General features: G+C 30.4%; 12 protein-coding genes. 2 read left to right on the plus strand and 10 right to left on the minus strand.

The annotated features are described in order from the left end of the window. The first annotated feature begins 133 nt into the window (after nucleotides 1-133). Nucleotides 134-2,974: a transglycosylase domain-containing protein gene (locus C0982_RS01080; RefSeq protein WP_180946835.1), complete on the plus strand. Its 2,841-nt coding sequence runs from the start codon at nucleotides 134-136 to the stop codon at nucleotides 2,972-2,974. 164 nt (nucleotides 2,975-3,138) lie between these two features. Here the strand turns inward: C0982_RS01080 and C0982_RS01090 are convergent, their stop codons facing one another. The 5 genes from C0982_RS01090 to C0982_RS01110 all read right to left on the minus strand — a co-directional run bounded on the left by C0982_RS01090 (nucleotide 3,139) and on the right by C0982_RS01110 (nucleotide 8,775). Beyond that, complete coding sequence (locus C0982_RS01090) at nucleotides 3,139-4,761, minus strand: DEAD/DEAH box helicase (protein WP_101772407.1); 1,623 nt, start codon at nucleotides 4,759-4,761, stop codon at nucleotides 3,139-3,141. Nucleotides 4,762-4,821: 60 nt separating this feature from the next. Further along, complete coding sequence (locus tag C0982_RS01095) at nucleotides 4,822-5,214, minus strand: methylated-DNA--[protein]-cysteine S-methyltransferase (RefSeq protein ID WP_101772408.1); 393 nt, start codon at nucleotides 5,212-5,214, stop codon at nucleotides 4,822-4,824. A gap of 119 nt (nucleotides 5,215-5,333) precedes the next feature. Then, nucleotides 5,334-6,212, minus strand: coding sequence for a patatin-like phospholipase family protein (locus C0982_RS01100; RefSeq protein WP_101772409.1), 879 nt, complete (start codon nucleotides 6,210-6,212; stop codon nucleotides 5,334-5,336). Between the two features lie 207 nt (nucleotides 6,213-6,419). Further along, a complete protein-coding gene (thiI, locus tag C0982_RS01105) occupies nucleotides 6,420-7,595 on the minus strand; it encodes a tRNA uracil 4-sulfurtransferase ThiI (protein ID WP_101772410.1) in 1,176 nt (391 codons plus the stop codon). 22 nt (nucleotides 7,596-7,617) lie between these two features. Then, on the minus strand, nucleotides 7,618-8,775 hold the full coding sequence (locus C0982_RS01110) for a cysteine desulfurase family protein (protein ID WP_101772411.1): 1,158 nt from the start codon (nucleotides 8,773-8,775) through the stop codon (nucleotides 7,618-7,620). A gap of 201 nt (nucleotides 8,776-8,976) precedes the next feature. Between C0982_RS01110 and C0982_RS01115 the strand changes: the two genes are divergently transcribed. Continuing rightward, entirely contained in the window at nucleotides 8,977-10,059 is a 1,083-nt protein-coding gene (locus C0982_RS01115; protein ID WP_101772412.1) for a cell wall-binding repeat-containing protein, read from the plus strand. 39 nt (nucleotides 10,060-10,098) lie between these two features. Here the strand turns inward: C0982_RS01115 and C0982_RS10405 are convergent, their stop codons facing one another. From C0982_RS10405 to C0982_RS01160, 5 genes are all read right to left on the minus strand, one after another. After that, a complete protein-coding gene (locus tag C0982_RS10405) occupies nucleotides 10,099-14,529 on the minus strand; it encodes a C10 family peptidase (RefSeq protein WP_145994491.1) in 4,431 nt (1,476 codons plus the stop codon). Nucleotides 14,530-15,001: 472 nt separating this feature from the next. After that, on the minus strand, nucleotides 15,002-15,631 hold the full coding sequence (locus C0982_RS01145) for a putative bacteriocin export ABC transporter (RefSeq protein WP_101772413.1): 630 nt from the start codon (nucleotides 15,629-15,631) through the stop codon (nucleotides 15,002-15,004). An 11-nt stretch (nucleotides 15,632-15,642) separates the two neighbouring features. Continuing rightward, the gene (locus C0982_RS01150; RefSeq protein WP_101772414.1) at nucleotides 15,643-18,027 is read right to left on the minus strand and encodes a hypothetical protein; all 2,385 of its coding nucleotides are present in this window, start codon (nucleotides 18,025-18,027) and stop codon (nucleotides 15,643-15,645) included. 359 nt (nucleotides 18,028-18,386) lie between these two features. Further along, a complete protein-coding gene (locus tag C0982_RS01155; protein ID WP_101772415.1) occupies nucleotides 18,387-19,541 on the minus strand; it encodes a MalY/PatB family protein in 1,155 nt (384 codons plus the stop codon). A gap of 20 nt (nucleotides 19,542-19,561) precedes the next feature. After that, on the minus strand, nucleotides 19,562-20,716 hold the full coding sequence (locus C0982_RS01160; protein ID WP_101772416.1) for a double-cubane-cluster-containing anaerobic reductase: 1,155 nt from the start codon (nucleotides 20,714-20,716) through the stop codon (nucleotides 19,562-19,564). Nucleotides 20,717-20,747: the final 31 nt, after the last annotated feature.

Below are 20,747 nucleotides of genomic sequence, written 5' to 3' on the forward strand. Positions count from 1 at the left end.
CTCCTTTATTTAATAATAATTGTCTTCTTTTCTACCTATAATCATATTATTAATTAGTAAATTATTCAAGTATATTGTTGTAATATAAACACATATAAAGTATAATTATTAATTAGTGAGGAGGTTAGAATCTATGAAAAAAGGAAAAACTGAAGACAAGAGTAAGATAAGAAGAAAAAAGGTCAACTCTAATAAAAGAGCAACTACACAAACTTCTAATCAAAAGTCTAGTTCTAGACCTGACAATAAAAGAATGACTTTGCCATCAGAGAGGCAAAAAAATTCAAGTGCTAGCAATACTAGGCCAAGTGGCTCTTCTTCAAGAAAAACTTCTACATCCGAGAACCCTTCGTCAAAAGTTAGAGCTGTCGGATCTTCAGCATCAAGCAACTCTAAAACTAACAGAAACGATAACGCAAACAATAATTCTATTCAAGTAAATAGAAAAAATAAAGATAAAAATAATTCTAAAGTTAGAAGTGGTTCTAAAGCGTTGCAGAAAAAACTAAGAAGCAAAAAAAAGAAAAAAATAATAGGTGGTATAATAGCTTTTATGATCGTATGCTTTGCCATAGGATTGGGCTTTGTATTTGCCTCTTTAAAAGATGTTAAACCAGTAAATGAAGCATTATTAGATAAATTGACACATCAAACTACTACAATAAAATATTCAAATGGTGAAACAATGTCAACGGCACCGAGTGGATTTAAAAAGACACCCGTTCCTCTGAGTGATATGTCACCGTATCTAAGAAAGGCTATCGTCTCTATAGAAGATGAGCGTTTCTACTCTCATAGTGGTGTCGATTATTGGGGACTTGGACGTTCTGTTGTTAAGACTCTTCTAGGCCAAAGACAAGGTGGTAGTACGATTCCTATGCAGGTATCTAAAATACTACTTACAAGTAGTGATCAAACTATGAGTCGTAAAATAAAAGATATTTATTATGCACTGGAAATGAGTAAAACCGTGAATAAGGATAAAATATTAGAAACATACTTAAACAACTACTTTGTTGGTAAAAATTTATTTGGTGTTGAAGCTGGATCTATGGGATACTTTAACAAACATGCCAAAGACTTGACTTTAGGTGAAGCGGCTATATTAGCCGGTGTAACGAGAAATCCTGCAAGATATGCTCCATACACTACAGCAAGAATAACTGGAGATGAGACTAAGTCAGATTTAGATCACAAACTTTTATTCTTCATTCCGACAGAAAAATTGGAGGCTGCAAACAGCGTAGAAAAAGATATGTATGAAAAGCTAGCTGAGTGGGATTTAGTAGATGATGATACATATAAGCAACTAAAGAGTGGGGATCTTCTTGTCAGAAAGGCCATTTCTAACCCAAATGCAAAGGTAAGACAAGAGGTTGTACTGAAAAAAATGAGAGACTTAAATGTAATCACTGAAAAACAATATGTTGCAGCTTTAAATGAAAAAATAGACGTAAAATTACCAGACTCTAAAGATGAAATAACAAATTCAGTAGAAAGCCTAATTGAAATGGACGTGGTAACTTCATTAATGGAGCAAGGAAAGACAGAAGAAGAAGCTAAAAAAATGTATTATAACGGTGGTTTGATTATAAATTCTACAATAGATCCTAAAATACAGGAATCTATAGAGATAGAATATGAAAACAGCTCAAACTTCCCTAATGATACTATTGCTGCAAACGGATTGAGTCAACCTCAGTCTGCATCTGTAATAATAGATTATAGAACAGGAAATATAAAGGGATTGATAGGTGGACGTAATATAAAGGCTAAAAGAACGCTTAACCGCGCGATCACTCCTTACCAGCCCGGTTCGACTATAAAACCTCTGTCTGTATACACTCCTGCTATTGATACAAGAAAAGTAACACAATCTACTTCTATATCAGATGTGCGAGGTGGATACAGATTTAAAGAAAACACAGCAGACAACCCTGATACTACTACAACAGGTCAAGGATCAATGAGTTTGAGGCATGCTATGGCACTTTCATCTAATACTATAGCATACAAGACTGCAGAGCTTCTTGGACCGACTTACGATGATTCTATAGATGTAATGATGGATTATCTTAGAAACTTTGGAATTACCACTTTACTTGACTTCAAGGAAGAAAATAAAGCTGGTATGAAGAGAAGTGATAGACACTTCAACTCATTAGTTCTTGGTGGTCTTACGAAGGGTATTAGCCCACTTCAAATGGCTTCTGCTTTCGGAGCTCTAGCAAATGGTGGTGTTTATGTAGAACCTGAAATATTTACAACAATTACAACTTATAACGGAGAGCTAATTGTAAAAAATACTCCTAAAACTCATAAAGTTGTAGATCCTGATGTAGCATATGTAGTCACTGACATGCTAAAGGCGGTTGTAAATGAAGGTATCGGTAAGAACGCTTCATTGAGTTCTGGAATACCAGTAGCAGGTAAAACAGGATCAACTAATAACTATTTAGATACTTGGTTTGTCGGCTATACACCTTATTATGTTGGTTCTACTTACATAGGTGATGATGCTGGTGTCAAGAATGAAGATGGCACTACAATGGCAAGACGTAGAATAGAAGGTGGAGGATCTATGGTATCTTCTAAGCTTTGGGGTAGAATAATGAACAGAGTACACCAAAGTCTAGAATACAAGACTTTCACTAAGCCGGATGGCGTATATATGACGACTATTAACTCAGTTGATGGTGGACGTAGCTCATATGGAGTTCTAGCTGCATTTATAGATGGAACAGCTCCAGATAGATATAGCTATACACCTGCTCCTATTACACGAACTACTAAACCAGCAACTACTACTAATCGTAATACTACAGGTAATACTGGTACTACGGGCAATAGCGGTACTACTAATACTGGTAATACTGGCGTTAATGGCGGATATACTGGCAACGCTGGTGCTAATAACGGATACACTGGTAATACTGGCGTTAATAACGGATATACCACTAATAGAAACAGATAACTAAATAATGAAAATAAATAAAAATCCATTGAGAATTTATAATAAATTTATCTCAATGGATTTTTTTATATAATAAAACTTTGACTTCAATATTTTAAATACAAATTCTAAATATAAAAAAAGCCCTGAATCAATTTGATTTAAGGCTTTTATAGTCTATTTTTTTACTTCTTATTTTTTTTACGAGCTTTTTTATTTGCTTTTTCGATATTAAGTTTATTACCTTTTATCTTTGCATTCATCATTCTATCAATAACAGTCTTCGCTTTGTCTTTATCTACATCTACAAATGAGTATTTGTCATATACATCAATATTTCCAATGTGCTTTCCTTTAACTCCAGATTCACCAACTATAGCTCCAAATATGTCTTTTGCTTCCACTCTTTGATTTCTTCCTACGTTAAAAAATAATCTACTAGTCTCAAATGATTTAGTTCCCTTATTTTTTCTTCTGTTATCTCCTGATTTTTCTTCTTTAATTTCTTCTTTTTCTTCGTCTCCTAATGTTTTTTTTACAATGGCAGCACAAATGTCAATTATAGAAAAATCTTCTTGATTGCAAAAATCTTCAACCCACTGTAACTGTCTTGAGAAATTACCTTCTTCAAGAGTTGCCTTTACAGTTTCAAAGAATTGACCTACTTTCTTTTGTTCTACATCATCTACTGTAGGTATTGTGTGCTTTAGAACTTTAGACTTTGTAAATCTTTCAATGTCTTTTAACTTTCTCATTTCTCTTCCGAATACAAATGAAAAAGCAATTCCATCTCTTCCAGCACGTCCAGTTCTTCCTATTCTATGAACGTAATATTCTTCATCTTGTGGTAATTCATAGTTTATTACACATTCTACATCATCAATATCTATACCTCTTGCAGCCACATCTGTAGCAACAAGAATATCTATAGTACCAGATCTAAATTTATCCATTACAATATCTCTTTGTACTTGCTTTAAATCCCCGTGTAGAGAATCCGCTCCATATCCTCTTGCCTGTAGGTTAGATACTAATTCATCCGCACCCTTTTTAGTGTTTGTAAATACAACAGTTAGCTTTGGATTATAAACATCTATTAATCTAGTTAATACTTCTAATCTATTTGAAAATCTAGTTTCGATATAAAATTGCTTTATATTTGATACTGTAAGTTCTTTTCTTACTACTTTAATATGAACAGGATCATTCTGATATTTTTTAGTTAGTTCTAAAATTGCTTTTGGCATTGTTGCAGAGAAAAATGTAGTTTGTCTTTCTTCTGGTACATTACTAACTATAGTCTCAATATCTTCTCTAAATCCCATATCAAGCATTTCATCTGCTTCATCTAGAACTACCATTTTTACGTTATTCAACTTTAAAGTTTTTCTGTTTATGTGGTCAATTACTCTTCCTGGAGTACCAATTACTACCTGCACTCCTCCTTTTAACGCTCTTATCTGTCTATCTATTGGCTGTCCACCATATACTGGTAATGTCTTTATTCCCTGCATATACTTTGCAAGCTTTCTCACTTCTTCCGATACTTGTATTGCCAATTCTCTTGTAGGACACAATATAATAGCCTGTAAGCTTCTATCTTGTGGATCCAACTTTTGTAATAAAGGTATACTAAACGCAGCTGTTTTTCCCGTTCCTGTCTGCGCTTGCCCTATTACGTCTTTTCCTTCTATAATAGTTGGTATAGACTGTGCTTGTATTGGAGATGGCTGTTCATATCCCAATTCCTCTATTGCTCTTTTTATTCTTTCATCGATCTGTAAATCACTAAATTTTATAACTTCCATATAATTTCCTTTCTATTCGCATATCTTTCTATTATAAGTGCAAATATAGGTATCTGTAAACTATTTTTTTGATTCAAGGCGTAATAGTTCTTTTTTTAACTCGATACCTCCAGCATATCCATGCATTTTTTTATCAGTTCCAACCACTCTATGGCATGGAATTATAATAGGATACTCATTCTTATTTAAGGCATTTCCAACGGCTCTATATCCTTTTGGATTGCCTATCTCTTCTGCTATTTGTGCGTATGTTTTTGTCTGTCCATATTCAATTTCAAAACATGCCATCAAAACTTTTTTCTTAAATTCACTCATTTCGTTAAATATTGCATAATCAATATCAAACTTTTTTCTTTTTCCAGACAAATATTCATTAATTTGTTGCATCATTGATTCATCCAGTTTAGATTTTTTAGTCATTTCCTCTAACATCTGCATTAATTTTTCATTCATATTTTCACCTCTAAAAAAGAACTATAGAGTCAGTACTCATAATAGTTCTTTTTAAAAAAAATAAAATGTTACTACTTTCATCGCACAACATAATATTAACTTTATAATTTTATTATGTATTACTTATTATTAAATACAAATTCTTTCCAACGATCTAAATCTTTATTACCTATTCTATAACCTTGAGAGTACATTTCATCCAATTTTTTCTTATCGCCTTCCATGTTACTTATGCTCATATCTTCAGGATATACAACATAAGCTAAATTTTCAGCTTCTAATCTTTCAATTTGCTCGCATATAAAATTATATACATAATGTCTATTTATCATAGCTTTAGCAACTTTTGGATATTTTTTAAATCTTGCCTTTATTATTTTTTTGTATTTCATAGGCTTTTTTCTATAAGATTTTTCTCTCGTTCTGACTATAAAAAACTTTTTATATCCATCTTTTATCGCTATATCTAGTGGTATGCCTCCTGTAAGACCTCCATCATAATAAATATTTCCATTTATTTCTGTAGGTGGCATAAGTATTGGCAACGACGAAGAGGCTCTTACAATCTTCATTAAATCCCTTATTTGAAATACATCCTTTTTTGAGAAATTCTTGGCTTGACCATTAATCGCATCATACGCTACCATTCTAAAGTTAGCTGGATTTTTCATTAGTTTCTCAAAGTCGAGTTCCAAGCACTCTCCTGGTAGTGAAGATCTCTCATATATATACTCTGAATTAAAAAATCCGTTGCCTTTTAAAAAACTCGCCCATCCTCCCATATTAGGATCATCCGCAAGATCAACAAAAGACTTCCTTGTTCTCTCTATATCTCTGGATAAATAATTTACTACTGTACCAGCACCTGCTGAAATACCCGCCGCATAATCAAAAAATATTTCATTTTCTACCAACACATTTGATATTCCAGATGAAAAAGATGCTCTCATCCCCCCACCTTCAAATATCAATGCAATATCTTTTACATTACTATTCATATATATTTTTTCCTCCACAGGCAATAAAGCCATCACTAATAAATGTGAATTACTCTATATACATAAACTTTGCTTCATGAAAATAAAATTTGCATAATCATTAATTGGCACCGATACATCTGTCCTTATGTATACCCAGCTTTTGAATATTATTCACATTTTTATTCGATTTACTTAAAATAAATAAACCACATCAAATCTATTTTTTTAGTAAGAAATCACTTCCATAACAGATTCTTCTATTGCTTTTTCGATCAAAGCATCCACATCTAATTTAGACTCTGATTTTTCTATCTTCTCTAACCTTGGCTTTGTAACAGGCTTTTTAGGAGAAAATAAAGCACAACAATCTGTCTCTGGTATTATAGATGTTTCATACGTACCAATTTTTTCAGCAGTCTTAATAATATCTATTTTATCTTCTGCAATCAAAGGCCTAAATACAGGCATTTTTACAGAATCATTAGTGCATACAATTCCCTGCATAGTTTGAGAAGCCACTTGTCCGATGCTCTCCCCTGTTATCAAAGCATCACAATATCTAGATTCTCCTATTTTTTCTGCAATTCTCATCATAAACCTTCTCGATAATATAGTAGTTTCTTCATCATTACACTTTTGTGCTATTTCTTTTTGAATATCTAGTATATTTACCATATGAAGCTTTATAGGTCCACAATATTTTGATAGTATCTTTGCAAGTTCTTTCACTTTTTCTTGTGATCTCATATTTGTAAACGGATAAGAGTGAAAATGTACTGCCTCCACATCTACACCTCTTTTAGCCACCATCCACGTTGCTACAGGACTATCAATACCTCCAGATAATAGTGTCATAGCTTTTCCATTTGTTCCTAGTGGAAGACCTCCAAATCCTGCCACAGAATCTGAATACACCAATGTGTGTTCATTTCTATACTCACATGTAATTACTACATCAGGATTTTTTACATCTACTTTAACTTCTGGATTATTTATGTTTTTAAGCACATATCCACCGATATCAATGCTCATTTCTTGAGATGTCATTTTAAAACTTTTGTCACCTCTTTTTGATGCTATTTTAAAACTCTTTTTACCCTCATCAATCTTGTGTTTAAGAACATATAGAGCTGTTTCTTTTAATATATCATAATCTTTTTCTCTTTTTACAGCAGCTGACACACCTACTATTCCAAATACTTTTCTAACTTCTTCTATTACTTGCTTATAATTAGTATCATCTACATCTATATATATTCTTCCGTATTCCTTATAAACATTAAACTCACCAATTGATTTTAACATAGTTCTAATGTTTTTTATCAATTTGTTCTCAAATATATATCTATTTTTTCCCTTAACTCCTATCTCTCCGTACTTAGCTATTAAAACGTTATACATTTATATTTCTACCCTTCTATAATTATCTCTTCTTTTTTGAAAAAATTCTAATCATTTCAATATGCTGTTTTAGCTTTTCTACAGCATAATCAAGCTCTTCAAAAGTGTTCATTTCGCTTAGGCTAAATCTCACTGCTCCATCTGCCAAATCTGGACTCAAATTTATAGCATTTAGCACTGAGCTTCCCTTTTTCTTTGAAGAACACGCTGAACCTGTTGACACATAGATTCCATCTTCTTCTAAATAATGAAGTAGCACTTCTCCTTTTACGCCTTCAAAAGAAATATTTAACACATGGCATACTCCATTTTCTATATCAGAATTAACTTTAATATTAGATATATTCTCTACTATTTTTTTATAAAGATAATTTCTTTTTTCTCTTATCGATTCAATATTCTTATCTATATCTTCAAATAGTATTTCTACTGCTTTTCCTATTCCATATATCCCTGCTACATTTTCCGTGCCGGCTCTCAAGCTGTACTCTTGTCCTCCACCTGTCATAAACGGTTTGAACTTATTTACATCTTTAATATACATAAATCCTACACCTTTTGGCGCGTGTATTTTATGGCCACTTACACTCAAAAAATCAACATTCATTTCACTAAGTTTAAAATTGACTTTTGCATATCCTTGTACCGCATCTACGTGAAATAAGACTTCTCCATTATAATTAGATATTATATCTCCAATTTCTTTTATTGGCTGTACACACCCTATTTCATTGTTCACATACATTATACTCACTAGACAAGTCTTGTCGGTGATTGCGTTTTTCAACTCTTTCAAATCTATGTAGCCTTTGTCATCCACGCCTAAAACCGTAATTTCAAAGCCTTCATCCTCCAAGTCCCTCACTGTTTTCAATACAGCAGGGTGCTCTATAGCTGATGTAATTATATGATTTTTCCTTTTCTTATTGGCATGTGCTACACCTCTTATTATAGCATTGTTTCCTTCTGTTCCTCCAGAAGTGAACACTATTGTCTTCTCTTCAACACCTAATGTATTCGCAATATTTCTTCTTATTTTTTTTATCTTTTTTTCTACAATTAATCCTTTATTATATGCAGCAGATGGATTTTCAAATTCTTCCGTCAATGCTACAACCACTTCGTCTACAACTTCTTTAAACGGTTTTGTAGTTGCACTGTTATCTAAATAAACTTCCATGCAATCATCTCCTTTTCAAACTTATATTATACCATATAAATAATTTATATAGTATATATTATCCACAGAAAAAGTATTCAATCTTTACATCATAAAAAAATAATATATTTTGGAAATCTGTAACTCCTTATTTATATAGTGTGTCTTTTGCACTATTTATATGATAAAATAGTGGTGTAGTTATATTTTAAGGAGGATAAAATGAAAAAAATAATTTTTACTCTAGTTGCATCAATAGCGCTAATAATGTCTTTGCTATTTTATACAAAATCCTATTCAGATGATAATAGCGAAACTTCAAGTAAAACATTCGTAGTAGCTTCTGCTTCGTCCGATAGTGATTTAATAGTAGCAGCACCTCTATCAAACTTTTTTAATACAGACCTTATCACAAACAACAAAGGAAAAATAAATACTTCTAAGATAAATAAAAAAACAGATAAAGTAATAATCATTGGCGGAGAAAATTCAGTTAGTTCAAATTTATTAAAAGGATACAATACAGAGCGATTATCTGGTAAAAATAAATATGAAACTGCTTTAAAGGTATTCAAATACAGAAATAATATTGAGAAAATTGATTCTGTCTACCTTACATCTGGCAAAAAACCGTCAGATGCAGTAGTAGCAGCAGCAAATTCTATACCTGTTCTTCTAACCATCCCAGAACCTATAGATACTGTGCAAAAAAGAGAAACTCTTGGCAATTTAAAAAAGGAAACCAAAGATTATAAAAAAATAATCATTGGTGGAACAGCATCTGTATCTGATAGAATGTCAAAATTTTTAGATGCAGACAGAATCAGCGGTATGAATAGATTTGAAACAAGTGAAAAATTCAACACCACTTTGGATAGGAAATCTAACTTAGAGTCATACTCCGATAAAGTATCCGAAAATGTAAGACTTGCAAATATAGCCTATCTAGAAGATAAGGGCTTTTTGCTAAAAAGAATGAAAATAGTTGAAAACAATAAAGTTATAGCTAAAAATTTTAGCCCAAACACTACTCCTAAACTCAGAGAAATCAGTGAAAAGATATCATCTATGCCAATTACCGGTCCTGATGATGAAAGCGGATTGAATACAAGAATATATGATGATGGAACAGCATGTAACATATCTTTAGATGATGTGATTTCAGCTTCTAAAAAAAATAGCATAAAAATAAATATACACGGCGAAGGATCTATTACTCTTACAAAAAAAGATAAACTATACCAGGAATTTATAGATGTAATTAATGAAATTTTGAGAGAAGAAGGATACAAAAAAGTGGTTTAAGTTAAAAAACTTAAACCACTTTTTCTTTACTTTTTATTTTTATTTGTTTCCAAGTATGTAGTTCATTACTACTTCTGGTACTCTATTTGCCTGTGATAATACTATCGGATATCTGTTTTTTGCTGCATACGATGCTCCTACTATTGCATCTGGGAACACTTCTCCACTTGCTACTACTATATGTTTTGAGTCTCCATATACATTATCTGCTATTTTTACAGATGTTTCATATCTGTCTTTACCTGCTACTCTCGTTACAGTTGCTAATTTTTTCACTTCATTTTCAACTGTTTCTGATACAGATCCTCCACCGATAGTAACTTTTGTCAATCCCCAGTCTTTTATTTTATTTGCTGTGAATTCTTGTAACTTTAATGGATTTGTTAGCATTATTGGTATATTTCTTTCTACCCCCATACTTGTCATTGCTATTGCGTCTGGGAAGTTTGTTCCATCTACTAGTATCGCTTCCGTATTATTTCCTGTCAATGCTCTTACTCTTTCTCCTAATAGTATTGCCGTATCATACCTGTCTACTCCACCTATTCGTTCAACTTTATAATCGGCTAACTCTTTTTCAATTTTTTCATTTATTGAATTTTTTCCACCTACTAATATTACTTTGTTCGCTCCAAGTCTTTTTATTTCAGACTTAATCTGAGTATCCAACTTGTCTTTTGATACTAATATTATAGGTGCATTCATTTTATTTGCTAGCACTGTTGCAGTTAGCTCATCTGTGTATTTTTCGCCACTTGCTAATAAGACTGTATTTGAGTTGTCATATTTTTTTGATACTTCTATAGATGTTTTGTATCTGTCTTCACCTGCTACTCTATACTGCGTAAAGTCTTTTAATTGGTTTTCTACGTTTTCTGTCAATGCAGATTTTCCACCTATTAAACCTATTTTCTTTTTCGAATCTGGTTGTATCGGTGATATTGGTGACGGTGTTACTGTATTTTCTTTTTTTAAGCTTGTTATTGCTGTATTTAAATCACCTACTGCTTTATCTACTTCAGCTTGTGTTGCATCGGCTTTATCCTTTACTGATTTTGCCTTTGCTAGTTCTGTTTCCAAGGCAGTTACTGTTTCAGTTGTGTACTTCTCTTTTTCTTTTAACTTTTCTTCTGCCTCTTTTATCTTTGTATCTAAAGCGTTTTTATTTACTACTGGTTTTTCTTTTAAGCTTGTTATTGCTGTATTTAAATCACCTACTGCTTTATCTACTTCAGCTTGTGTTGCATTGGCTTTATCCTTTACTGCTTTTGCCTTTGCTAGTTTTGTTTCCAAGGCAGTTACTGTTTCAGATGTGTACTTTTCTTTTTCTTTTAACTTTTCTTCTGCCTCTTTTATCTTCGTATCTAAAGCTGTTTTATTTACTACTGTTTTTTGTTTTAAATTTGTTATTGCTGTATTTAAATCACCTACTGCTTTATCTACTTCAGCTTGTGTTGCATCGGCTTTATCCTTTACTGCTTTTGCCTTTGCTAATTCTGTTTCCAAGGCAGTTACTGTTTCAGATGTGTACTTCTCTTTTTCTTTTAACTTTTCTTCTGCCTCTTTTATCTTTGTATCTAAAGCTGTTTTATCTACTACTGGTTTTTGTTTTAAATTTGTTATTGCTGTACTTAAATCACCTACTGCTTTATCTACTTCTGCTTGTGTTGCATTGGCTTTATCCTTTACTGCTTTTGCCTTTGCTAGTTCTGTCTCCAAGGCAGTTACTGTTTCAGCTGTGTACTTCTCTTTTTCTTTTAACTTTTCTTCTGCTTCTTTTATCTTCGTATCTAAAGCTGTTTTATCTACTACTGGTTTTTCTTCTAAGCTTGTTATTGCTGTATTTAAATCAACTACTGCTTTATCTACTTCTGCTTGTGTTGCATTGGCTTTATCCTTTACTACTTTTGCCTTTGCTAGTTCTGTTTCCAAGGCAGTTACTGTTTCAGCTGTGTACTTCTCTTTTTCTTTTAACTTTTCTTCTGCTTCTTTTATCTTTGTATCTAAAGCTGTTTTATTTACTTCTGGCGTTACTGATTTTTTATATGTAAATGCTAGAGGAGCAACACTTCCTAACTGATCACCATTGTATACCAAAAATATCCAATATCTATTTCCATCTATTAATTTTGATACATCGTAATTTTTAATTAATATTTCTTTTTCTTGTTCTGATTCTATTCTAAATTTATCAGTCGAAAATTGCATTATTTGGTTAACTGTTCCATAATCTGCAACGATTGCAGTAAAAGAACCTTCTACTAAACCTTCTGAAGCAGTAGCTTTAACTGCAATATTCAAATCATCTGGATCGCTTACTATTTTATCTTCAGCACCTTCTTTAAATCCTACATTCAAGATTTCTAATTTTCCATCTACTTTGTTCTTAATTTCGACATCAATTCCATTATCCAAGTACTCATATACACCTGTAGATATGTCTTCTTGGGTATTACCTTTGTTATATAAAATTTTAGCAGTGTAGTTTCCTGCTGGAATATTCGCATCACCAACCTTCAAATCATCTACTATATTAATAGTTTTAGCCTCTTGTGGTGAAATAACAACTTGATTTTTTCCTACAGTGTATTTCGCTCCATTTTCTTTGTTTTGAAGTTCTAAGTACACTAGTGAGTTATATTCTTTATCGCTGTTATTTTTAATAGTAGCATTAAATTTACCTGTGGCACCGGAATACAGTTCCCAACTAGAATCTCTTTCTAAGTTATTTAGTGAAAGTTTTATAAAATTTTCATCGCTTAAATAATATGTAACAGAATTTCCTTGTACTTTTACTTTTATTACATCTGACTTGTCAGTTTTACTTGGAATTTCAGTGTAATCCGTTTCTCCTGTTCCTTTTTTGTACATTCTGAATTCATATTCTCCATCAGGAAAATCGCTTAAATTATGCCAAATAAAAGATTGAGAAGAGCTAAAATGTCCTGCTTCTGAGCCATAAGACAATTGTGATGTTCTTAATTGCCCATTAACTTTAGTTCCTAAACAATATTCTCCCTCAAAACCTTCCATTCCCTCTACATAAATATCCCACATACTTAATATTATCTCATCTTTAGTAGTTTCATATGATGATTTATTTAAATTTCCGACTTCTTTTTGCTCAGGATAATTTAATAATTTTCCACTAAAAGTCGATCTTATTTTATTAGCACTTTTATTTTCATCTGCTGGTTTAATTCCAACTAAAATTTCTTGATTTAAATTATATGAACCACCTGCTGCTCCTGTTCCAAGAGCTGTAGGATTCATTGCATCTAGGGCATAATATCCATTGGCCATTCCACCCCAACCCCAGTTTACATGGTATAAATTCTTTTCGTTGAATCCGTCAAGTATGAATTGGTGTCCCCCACCATCTCCTGAACCACCATAAAATACAGGTCTTTTTGCAGTTAATTCTTCTTTAATTATATCTTCCCATTCACTTTCTTCATAAGTAGAACGATATAAATTTTTTAATCCTGAATCATATCCAAAATTGTTTACAAAAGCTTGTCCTGCAAATAATGAGGCAGTACCACTACTTTCACCATATTCCATTTTAGTAGCAACACCGGCATCATACATTAGTTGTGCAACATTATTTCTCTGTTGTTCATCTGTTACTCCTATATAATCTTTTGGCATATTTTTCCAATCATACGTGTGATTGGAAATATCCGAAGATAATGTTTGTTGATCTCCAGTATAAGGATTTGTCCAAACATAACTAGAATCTGCTTCTCCTTTTTTTGGATATTCATAATATTTCATTACTTGAGCCATTGCAGTGGCAACACATCCTGTCGCAGATTTCTTGCCTTGTGTATATTCAGGTGTCATAAGATTGTATGGATCTAATTGATTCCATTTAATATCGTTTAAAAATGGTGATACCTCTTCAACTTTTATGTTTAACCCATTTAATCCGCTTCTAAGAGCTAACTTTTCTTCGACAACATTTTCAAATTTTTTGGAATTATTTCTAATATATTCTATCTGCTTTTCATATTCTGAAATCCAATTTTTTAAGTTTTCTGGAGCATTTTCCATTGAAAATTTATTATCATCAGAGTAACCAAGTATATCAGTCCCTCTCTTATCCCCTGATACTATAATAAATCCACCATTTTCTCTATTGAATATATATAGATTTGAATCTTTAGTGGAATCCCCACTTCTATACAATTTATTTTCGTTGTAGGGATATACCAACTCTAGGTTTTCATCTTCGTTTAAACTTCTAAACGATACTTTTGTTTTACTAAGAAAATCTTTTGCTACTTTTTTAGCGTCATCTTTCGTTCTTGAAAAACCCGAATTATTCAAATCATTTGCAACATAATCTATTGCATTGCTCTTTATGTTAACCTTTTCCTCAGCATGTGTGCCAACACCCGTACTACTTATAGACAAAAACATTACAACTGCCAGTAATACCGAAATAATTTTATTAAGTTTTTTCATTTTTTCTTATTTGCCTCCTTTTTAAATTATTGATTTAAAGTCTATTCGCTATATTTTTTTCTACCACTACACTATATTTTTATATCATTATATTTACCAAATAAATAATGTATCCTTGATTTCAACGTTTGATAATACCTGCAAGCTCCTCAGCTTTAAGTTATGATTTTCAATCCTCCATTTCTTTTGTTTTAATTTTAACATTATTTAAATATTGTATTTTGAAATGTATTTTTATTGTTTTTTCTTTATTTATCTATGGTTGATATTATTATAACATAATATTTGTGGTTTTGTTACATAGTTTAATTTAATTTTGGTTTTAAATATAAAGTAAATTTTTTATAATATTTTTTACTTTGGGTTAATAATTCGCGTTTTTTCTATTTAAAAAGTCCTTCTGCGATAAAATTCTCATAGAAGGACTTTTTAATTCATTGACTTTTTTTATATACTCATTTTTCTAGTATTTCTATAAACTTATTATTCGATCACAGTATTTTTTTACAACATCGTCGTGTGTAACAATTACCACTGTTTTGCCTTTTTTATTTTCTTCTTTCAGCAATTTTAAAACCTTATCTCTATTTTCACTATCTAATGAACCTGTAGGCTCATCTGCAAGAAGAATGTCATATTCTTTTAATAGCAGTCTTGCAATGGCTACTCTTTGCTGTTCTCCTCCAGAAAGTTCTTTTACGGGAATTTTAAAATCTGGCATTATATCAACACTTTTCAGAGCTTCTTTCATTTTTTCTAACTTATCCGTTTTTTTTATTTTTTTATATTTAAAAACAAGATCTAAATTCTTATAGATACTATCATCGTCCATCAGAGCATAATTTTGGAATAGATATCCTATTAAATTTCGTCTTATATACATTGCCTCCTTACTATTTATTTTAGGAATTATTTTATTATTAAGATATACGTTCCCTTTATTAAAGTCATCAAGTAAACCAAGTATATTAAGTAAAGTTGTTTTTCCAGAACCACTTTTCCCCGAAATGGATACCATTTCACCTTCTTTTATAGACATATTTAAATTTTCAAATATATTCCTGTCACCATATTTTTTTACTAAGTTTTCCACTTTAATCATATAATACTCTCCTATAATCTTTTATTTACACCCATATCATTTACATTTATACTTTTTGTAAATTTTGCAAGCATCCATATAATTAAGCTATTCAAAATAATATATACAGCAAATATTTTTATAAAAATCATTTCATTAAATATTGGAAGCCATTGAGTGGTATATTTATATACTTCAATTGAGACAACTTCCTCGTTTTTAAGAATCATATATAAAGCCAGTGCAACTGCAATATACCGTATTAGATATTTAATAATAAACACTTTGTAAATATTGAATAATCCAAACCCCAAAAATTTCTTTATGCTTATTGATTTTATATTCATTAAAACATAATTTTTTAGTTCGATTAATTCTACAAAAATAATGCCTATTATAAATATTATTGAAAATAAAAATAATATTTTTTTGAATTCTTGTATATTTCTAAGATTTATATTATTAATCGAATTGCCTAATTCATAATAAATATTTCTATTTGAAATGCCAACTTTAGATAGCCACTCTAAAAATTCTACATCAGGATTGTCCATATCGTTAAATACGTAATGCATATATCTATTATTAATTCCCTGTCCATATAGGTTAGTTAAGCTATAGTCATTATTATATGTATTTTCATCTAATATGTATAGTATTTGATTTGTAGAGTAAGGTCCTATATAGTCTAAAGTTTCTGGATTATTAGGGAACATTTCTGAAAAAGAAAAAATTTTCTGGTTATTTTTTATATAAATTATATTTATATTTAATTCACCTCTATGTCTAACGATAATATTATGAGTTTGCGTATCAGTATCACTATCATCAAGGTTTATTTCATCTGAATACGAATACCAATAACAATCTTCTTCGATAGATTTGAGTAAGAGTGGTCCAAATTTTTTGTATTCCTCGGGAACTAAAACGTTTATTGATTTAAGGCTTTCTTTTAAATCAACAATTTTTTTACCATCTGTAGAAAATATTGGATTTTCTTTTAAATAATTATTATTAACATATGCCTTTTTCCCATAAAAATCGGGAAGCTTGCCATTTTTATTCCCATATACATGTATATTGTTGGGGAATGAATCTTTAGGGAGGCTCTTTACATAGGGGTATTTTTGTTTAAATATCTCTAGGTTCATATTTGACCCAGTCATAACATCAGATGGATAAAAGAATATGCCGCCAGCTTTATTAGCAATACTCCACATCTTTCCTAGCTTTAGAAAGAAAGATCCTTCATTTTCGTAAGCATTTACTGTACTTGCTTCATTTAAATCTGGAATAGTTATTTCAACACTGCTTTTATACTTATCAAAAATTTTAGCTAATTTTTGATATTCCATTGAATAATTGACGTTATTAAACATAACACTAACTGTTATAAGTACGATAGTCGTGTAAATAGGTATTAAAAAATCATTTAATGTTATGTTTTTTAAATATTTTTTTCTATCTATTTTAATAAATGCACTTATCAGTATGAATATATTTATTAAATATTTTATGCATACAAATAAGATTGCTTTTTGAGATATAATACCTAAATTTTCTATAAAAACACCCATATTTAATATCAATAATACAAATGTGCACGCAAGTGTAAATATATCTGCTAAAAAGATAAAAATAAGATCTTCTTTAAAAAAACTCAATATCTTATCCATAAATGAAAATCCAAATACTGTATAAATATTATACTTTTTCTTATTGGAATTAAAAAAAGACTTTAGAGTTATAAAAAATAGAGATAATAATACTATGCAAAAAAATAATAAAAATGATGTTCTATCGGAACTCATAAACACTCTATCTTTGTAATCATTTAAATCGTATTCGGTCCTATCCGTTACTATAAAATTCAGATCTTTTAAGAATTTTTTTATATCTTCATCTTTAGTGTATTTAACTATATATTGCGTACTTAAATTTTTTTCTTTAAGATAATCAAAAGCAAAAATATTTATATCTATACTTTTATTAATGTTCTTTATTTTTCCAACTCTTTTTAGAGCACTCTCTTTATTCGAATAAACATTAGATATGTATTCCTTCGACTTCATTTCATTTATATTTTTATTTATTTCGATATTTTTATTGTATTTATACTCAAATTCATTACTGGTTAAGTACGGGTATAAATCTAATTTAATTGTTTTTCCATTATAAGTACTAAAATTAAATGCTTCAATATTAATATTATTTTTTTCTGCAGATTTTTTGATAATATTTATTATTTTAGAGTTATCTACATCCTTCTTAAAAGTCAATTGTTCAACTTTTACATTACTTCCAGTTCCAAAAATATAGGTAGTTAATGCATTTTTTTCATATGAAAAGTACAAAAATAAAGAAAATACAATAGAGGATATAATTGATACTATAATATATAAAGTTCTTTTTTTCATAAAATCTCCTTCAATTAAAAAAGAAGTATCACATCCTGTTTTTAAGTATCCTAGCATAATTAAATTAATAAAAACTAGGTAAAATCAGCAATATTTTAATTTTATAATGATTTCTTTTTTAAATTTTAAATTTTAATTCGATATTAAATTTATATTACCACGATAGTCAAAATTAAGTCAAGAATATATTTCATTACTATAATATATAAATGTTATATATATTTATAGTAATAAAATTAATATTCTAAAAACAAAAATAGAGCAAACATAATATACATTAAGTTGCTCTATTATACAGTATCTTTTTTAAAATATTATTACTTCATAAGTTATTTCATTTTATCATTTTGTTTTATATATTAAAAATTTGATAAAATGCTTTCCACTGCTTCTTCTAAGATTTTAGGAGATGTTGCTAAATTAAGTCTTATATAGCCTTCGTATTTTTCACCGCCAAACCATTCTCCATAGTCTACAGATATTTTACATTTTTTTTCTAATATCTCATGAATATCTCTATTCCCTGTAGCTTCTCTCATATCAATCCACATTAGATAAGTACCTTCTAACTCTGATACTCTAATTCCTTTGTAATCTTTTAACTTATCTTTTACGAATAAATAGTTATTGTATATTATCTCTTTAACTTCTTCTAGCCATTCACCTCCAAATTTATAAGCTGCTTCTACCGCAATATATCCCATAGGATTTCCTGATTGCATCCTGATTTCCAAAGTGAATTTATCAAATATTTTTCTCATGTCTTCATCAGGAATCATTAGAAATGAATTTGCAGTCGCTGCTAAATTAAAACTCTTGCTTGCCGATGTAGCTACTACTATTTTTTTATATTTATTTATATAGTTAATCAAAGAAATATTTTTTAGACCATTAAAAGTTAAGTCTTGGTGTATTTCATCTGAGAAAATTATTACATTATGTTTTTCACAAATTTCTACTATTTTTTGAATTTCTTCTTTTCTCCAAACACGACTTACTGGATTGTGTGGATTACATAGTATATATAGCTTTACATTGTTGCTTACTATTTTTTCCTCAAAATCGTTAAAATCAATAGAATACACCATATTGTCTTCCACCAAGCTTGATTCTACTAACGTCCTGTTATTATTTATTATCGCATCAAAAAATGGATAGTATACTGGAGAGTTAATTATCACTCCATCACCTTTTTTCGTAAAAGATTTTATAGCCCAATTTATAGCCGGAACTACACCCGGTGAAAATCTAATCCACGACTCATCTACATCAATGCCATGCACTTTTTTTTGCCACTTAATAAATTCTCTATTGTAGCCTTCACTTGGAGAAGAATATCCCATTACTCCAAATTCAACATAATTTTTTAATGCACTTATTACTTCTTCTGGACATCTAAAATCCATATCAGCAACCCATAGACCTAATAATCCTTTTGATTCGTATTTACCCCTAAAATTATTCCATTTGTCAGAATTACTATTTCTTCTATCTACAAATTTTACTAGACTCATGACTACCTCCTTGGCGTATTTTATAACATTTCTATAAATGCTGCTATTCTTGTCTCAATTTGTCCGCTATCTGATGTAGAGTAGTCAGTTTCAAGTTTCATATATGGCACGCCCTTATCTTCTACAGCTCTTGACATATTATACGCTTCTACATTAAATGTGTGACAAGCTTGAAGCACAAGTTCTATTACTCCATCTACTTTATATTCTTCAACCATCTGCAAAGTGTTTTTTATTCTAGCATCGTTTGGAGTAAATACAGAGCAATTTATTTCTAAGTATCTATCAGAAATAGCTTTCATTATATCATCTGCATTTTCATCAATTAGCTGCGTATTAGTTCTTTCTCCAGCACAGTCATCCTTACAAACTATTACCCCACCACAACTTTCAACTACCATTCCTACTTTTTGAATTACACCTCCAGTAGGACAGCCTGTAATCAATATTCTCTTTTCTTTTTTCGATACAGGTCTCTCGCCTCTTTCAAAATAAGCTTCTTTAGCAGAATTCATTAATTCTTCTATATTTTTTATTTGAGTATCTACATCTAAAGCGAATGTACCCTTTTGCATAGTCAACATTATATCCGTACCCTTCATTACTGGAGGAACATTCTTTTGCAATTTATATAGTTCTACTGTCAATTTTCTAAGCTTGTTTCTTTTCTTAGCGGCAGTTCTGAGATTTTCTTCTGTTATTGTAATATCAAATTTTTTCTCTAATTTTTCTTTTAATATATTACATTCTTCCTTCCAGTTTTCATATATATATGGTCTGTCCTTGCCTTGAGGAAGATGCATTACGTGTACATCTTTTATTTCTCCAAGTAGTTCGTACATTTTTTTCTTACCATCACAAGTAGTTTCTCCTATAATTATATCTGAAAAATATGTGTAAGGACATTTATCTGTGACAGCAAATCCATATGTAGATTTAATTAATGGACAGAGATTTTTAGGTAATATTTTTTCTGCATCACCGATTGTTTCATTGCTCGTTCCACAAAGACCAACGTTGGCTATCCCACCAGCATCTAGTATTTCCTGAGGTGTGTACGTACAAAGACACCCTGCAATTTTACCACCGTTTTCTTTAAATTCCATAGCTCGTATAAAACCTTGCTTTCTCGTATCTATATATTCATCAAATTTCTCTGGTAATGTTAAACTCATTTTATAATCTCCTTTTTTATATATTTCTATA

The sequence above is a fragment of the Peptostreptococcus faecalis genome, from assembly GCF_900240845.1.
GTDB lineage: Bacteria > Bacillota > Clostridia > Peptostreptococcales > Peptostreptococcaceae > Peptostreptococcus > Peptostreptococcus faecalis.

What these genes read in the sequence shown, in the direction of transcription:
- C0982_RS01100 (WP_101772409.1), bottom strand. Translation starts at nt 6,212, where the DNA reads ATGAATAGTAATGTAAAAGATATTGCATTGATATTTGAAGGTGGGGGG.
- C0982_RS01110 (WP_101772411.1), bottom strand. Translation starts at nt 8,775, where the DNA reads ATGGAAGTTTATTTAGATAACAGTGCAACTACAAAACCGTTTAAAGAA.
- C0982_RS10405 (WP_145994491.1), bottom strand. Translation starts at nt 14,529, where the DNA reads ATGAAAAAACTTAATAAAATTATTTCGGTATTACTGGCAGTTGTAATG.
- C0982_RS01145 (WP_101772413.1), bottom strand. Translation starts at nt 15,631, where the DNA reads ATGATTAAAGTGGAAAACTTAGTAAAAAAATATGGTGACAGGAATATA.
- C0982_RS01160 (WP_101772416.1), bottom strand. Translation starts at nt 20,716, where the DNA reads ATGAGTTTAACATTACCAGAGAAATTTGATGAATATATAGATACGAGA.
- C0982_RS01080 (WP_180946835.1), top strand. Translation starts at nt 134, where the DNA reads ATGAAAAAAGGAAAAACTGAAGACAAGAGTAAGATAAGAAGAAAAAAG.
- C0982_RS01115 (WP_101772412.1), top strand. Translation starts at nt 8,977, where the DNA reads ATGAAAAAAATAATTTTTACTCTAGTTGCATCAATAGCGCTAATAATG.
- thiI (WP_101772410.1), bottom strand. Translation starts at nt 7,595, where the DNA reads ATGTATAACGTTTTAATAGCTAAGTACGGAGAGATAGGAGTTAAGGGA.
- C0982_RS01095 (WP_101772408.1), bottom strand. Translation starts at nt 5,214, where the DNA reads ATGAATGAAAAATTAATGCAGATGTTAGAGGAAATGACTAAAAAATCT.
- C0982_RS01090 (WP_101772407.1), bottom strand. Translation starts at nt 4,761, where the DNA reads ATGGAAGTTATAAAATTTAGTGATTTACAGATCGATGAAAGAATAAAA.
- C0982_RS01155 (WP_101772415.1), bottom strand. Translation starts at nt 19,541, where the DNA reads ATGAGTCTAGTAAAATTTGTAGATAGAAGAAATAGTAATTCTGACAAA.
- C0982_RS01150 (WP_101772414.1), bottom strand. Translation starts at nt 18,027, where the DNA reads ATGAAAAAAAGAACTTTATATATTATAGTATCAATTATATCCTCTATT.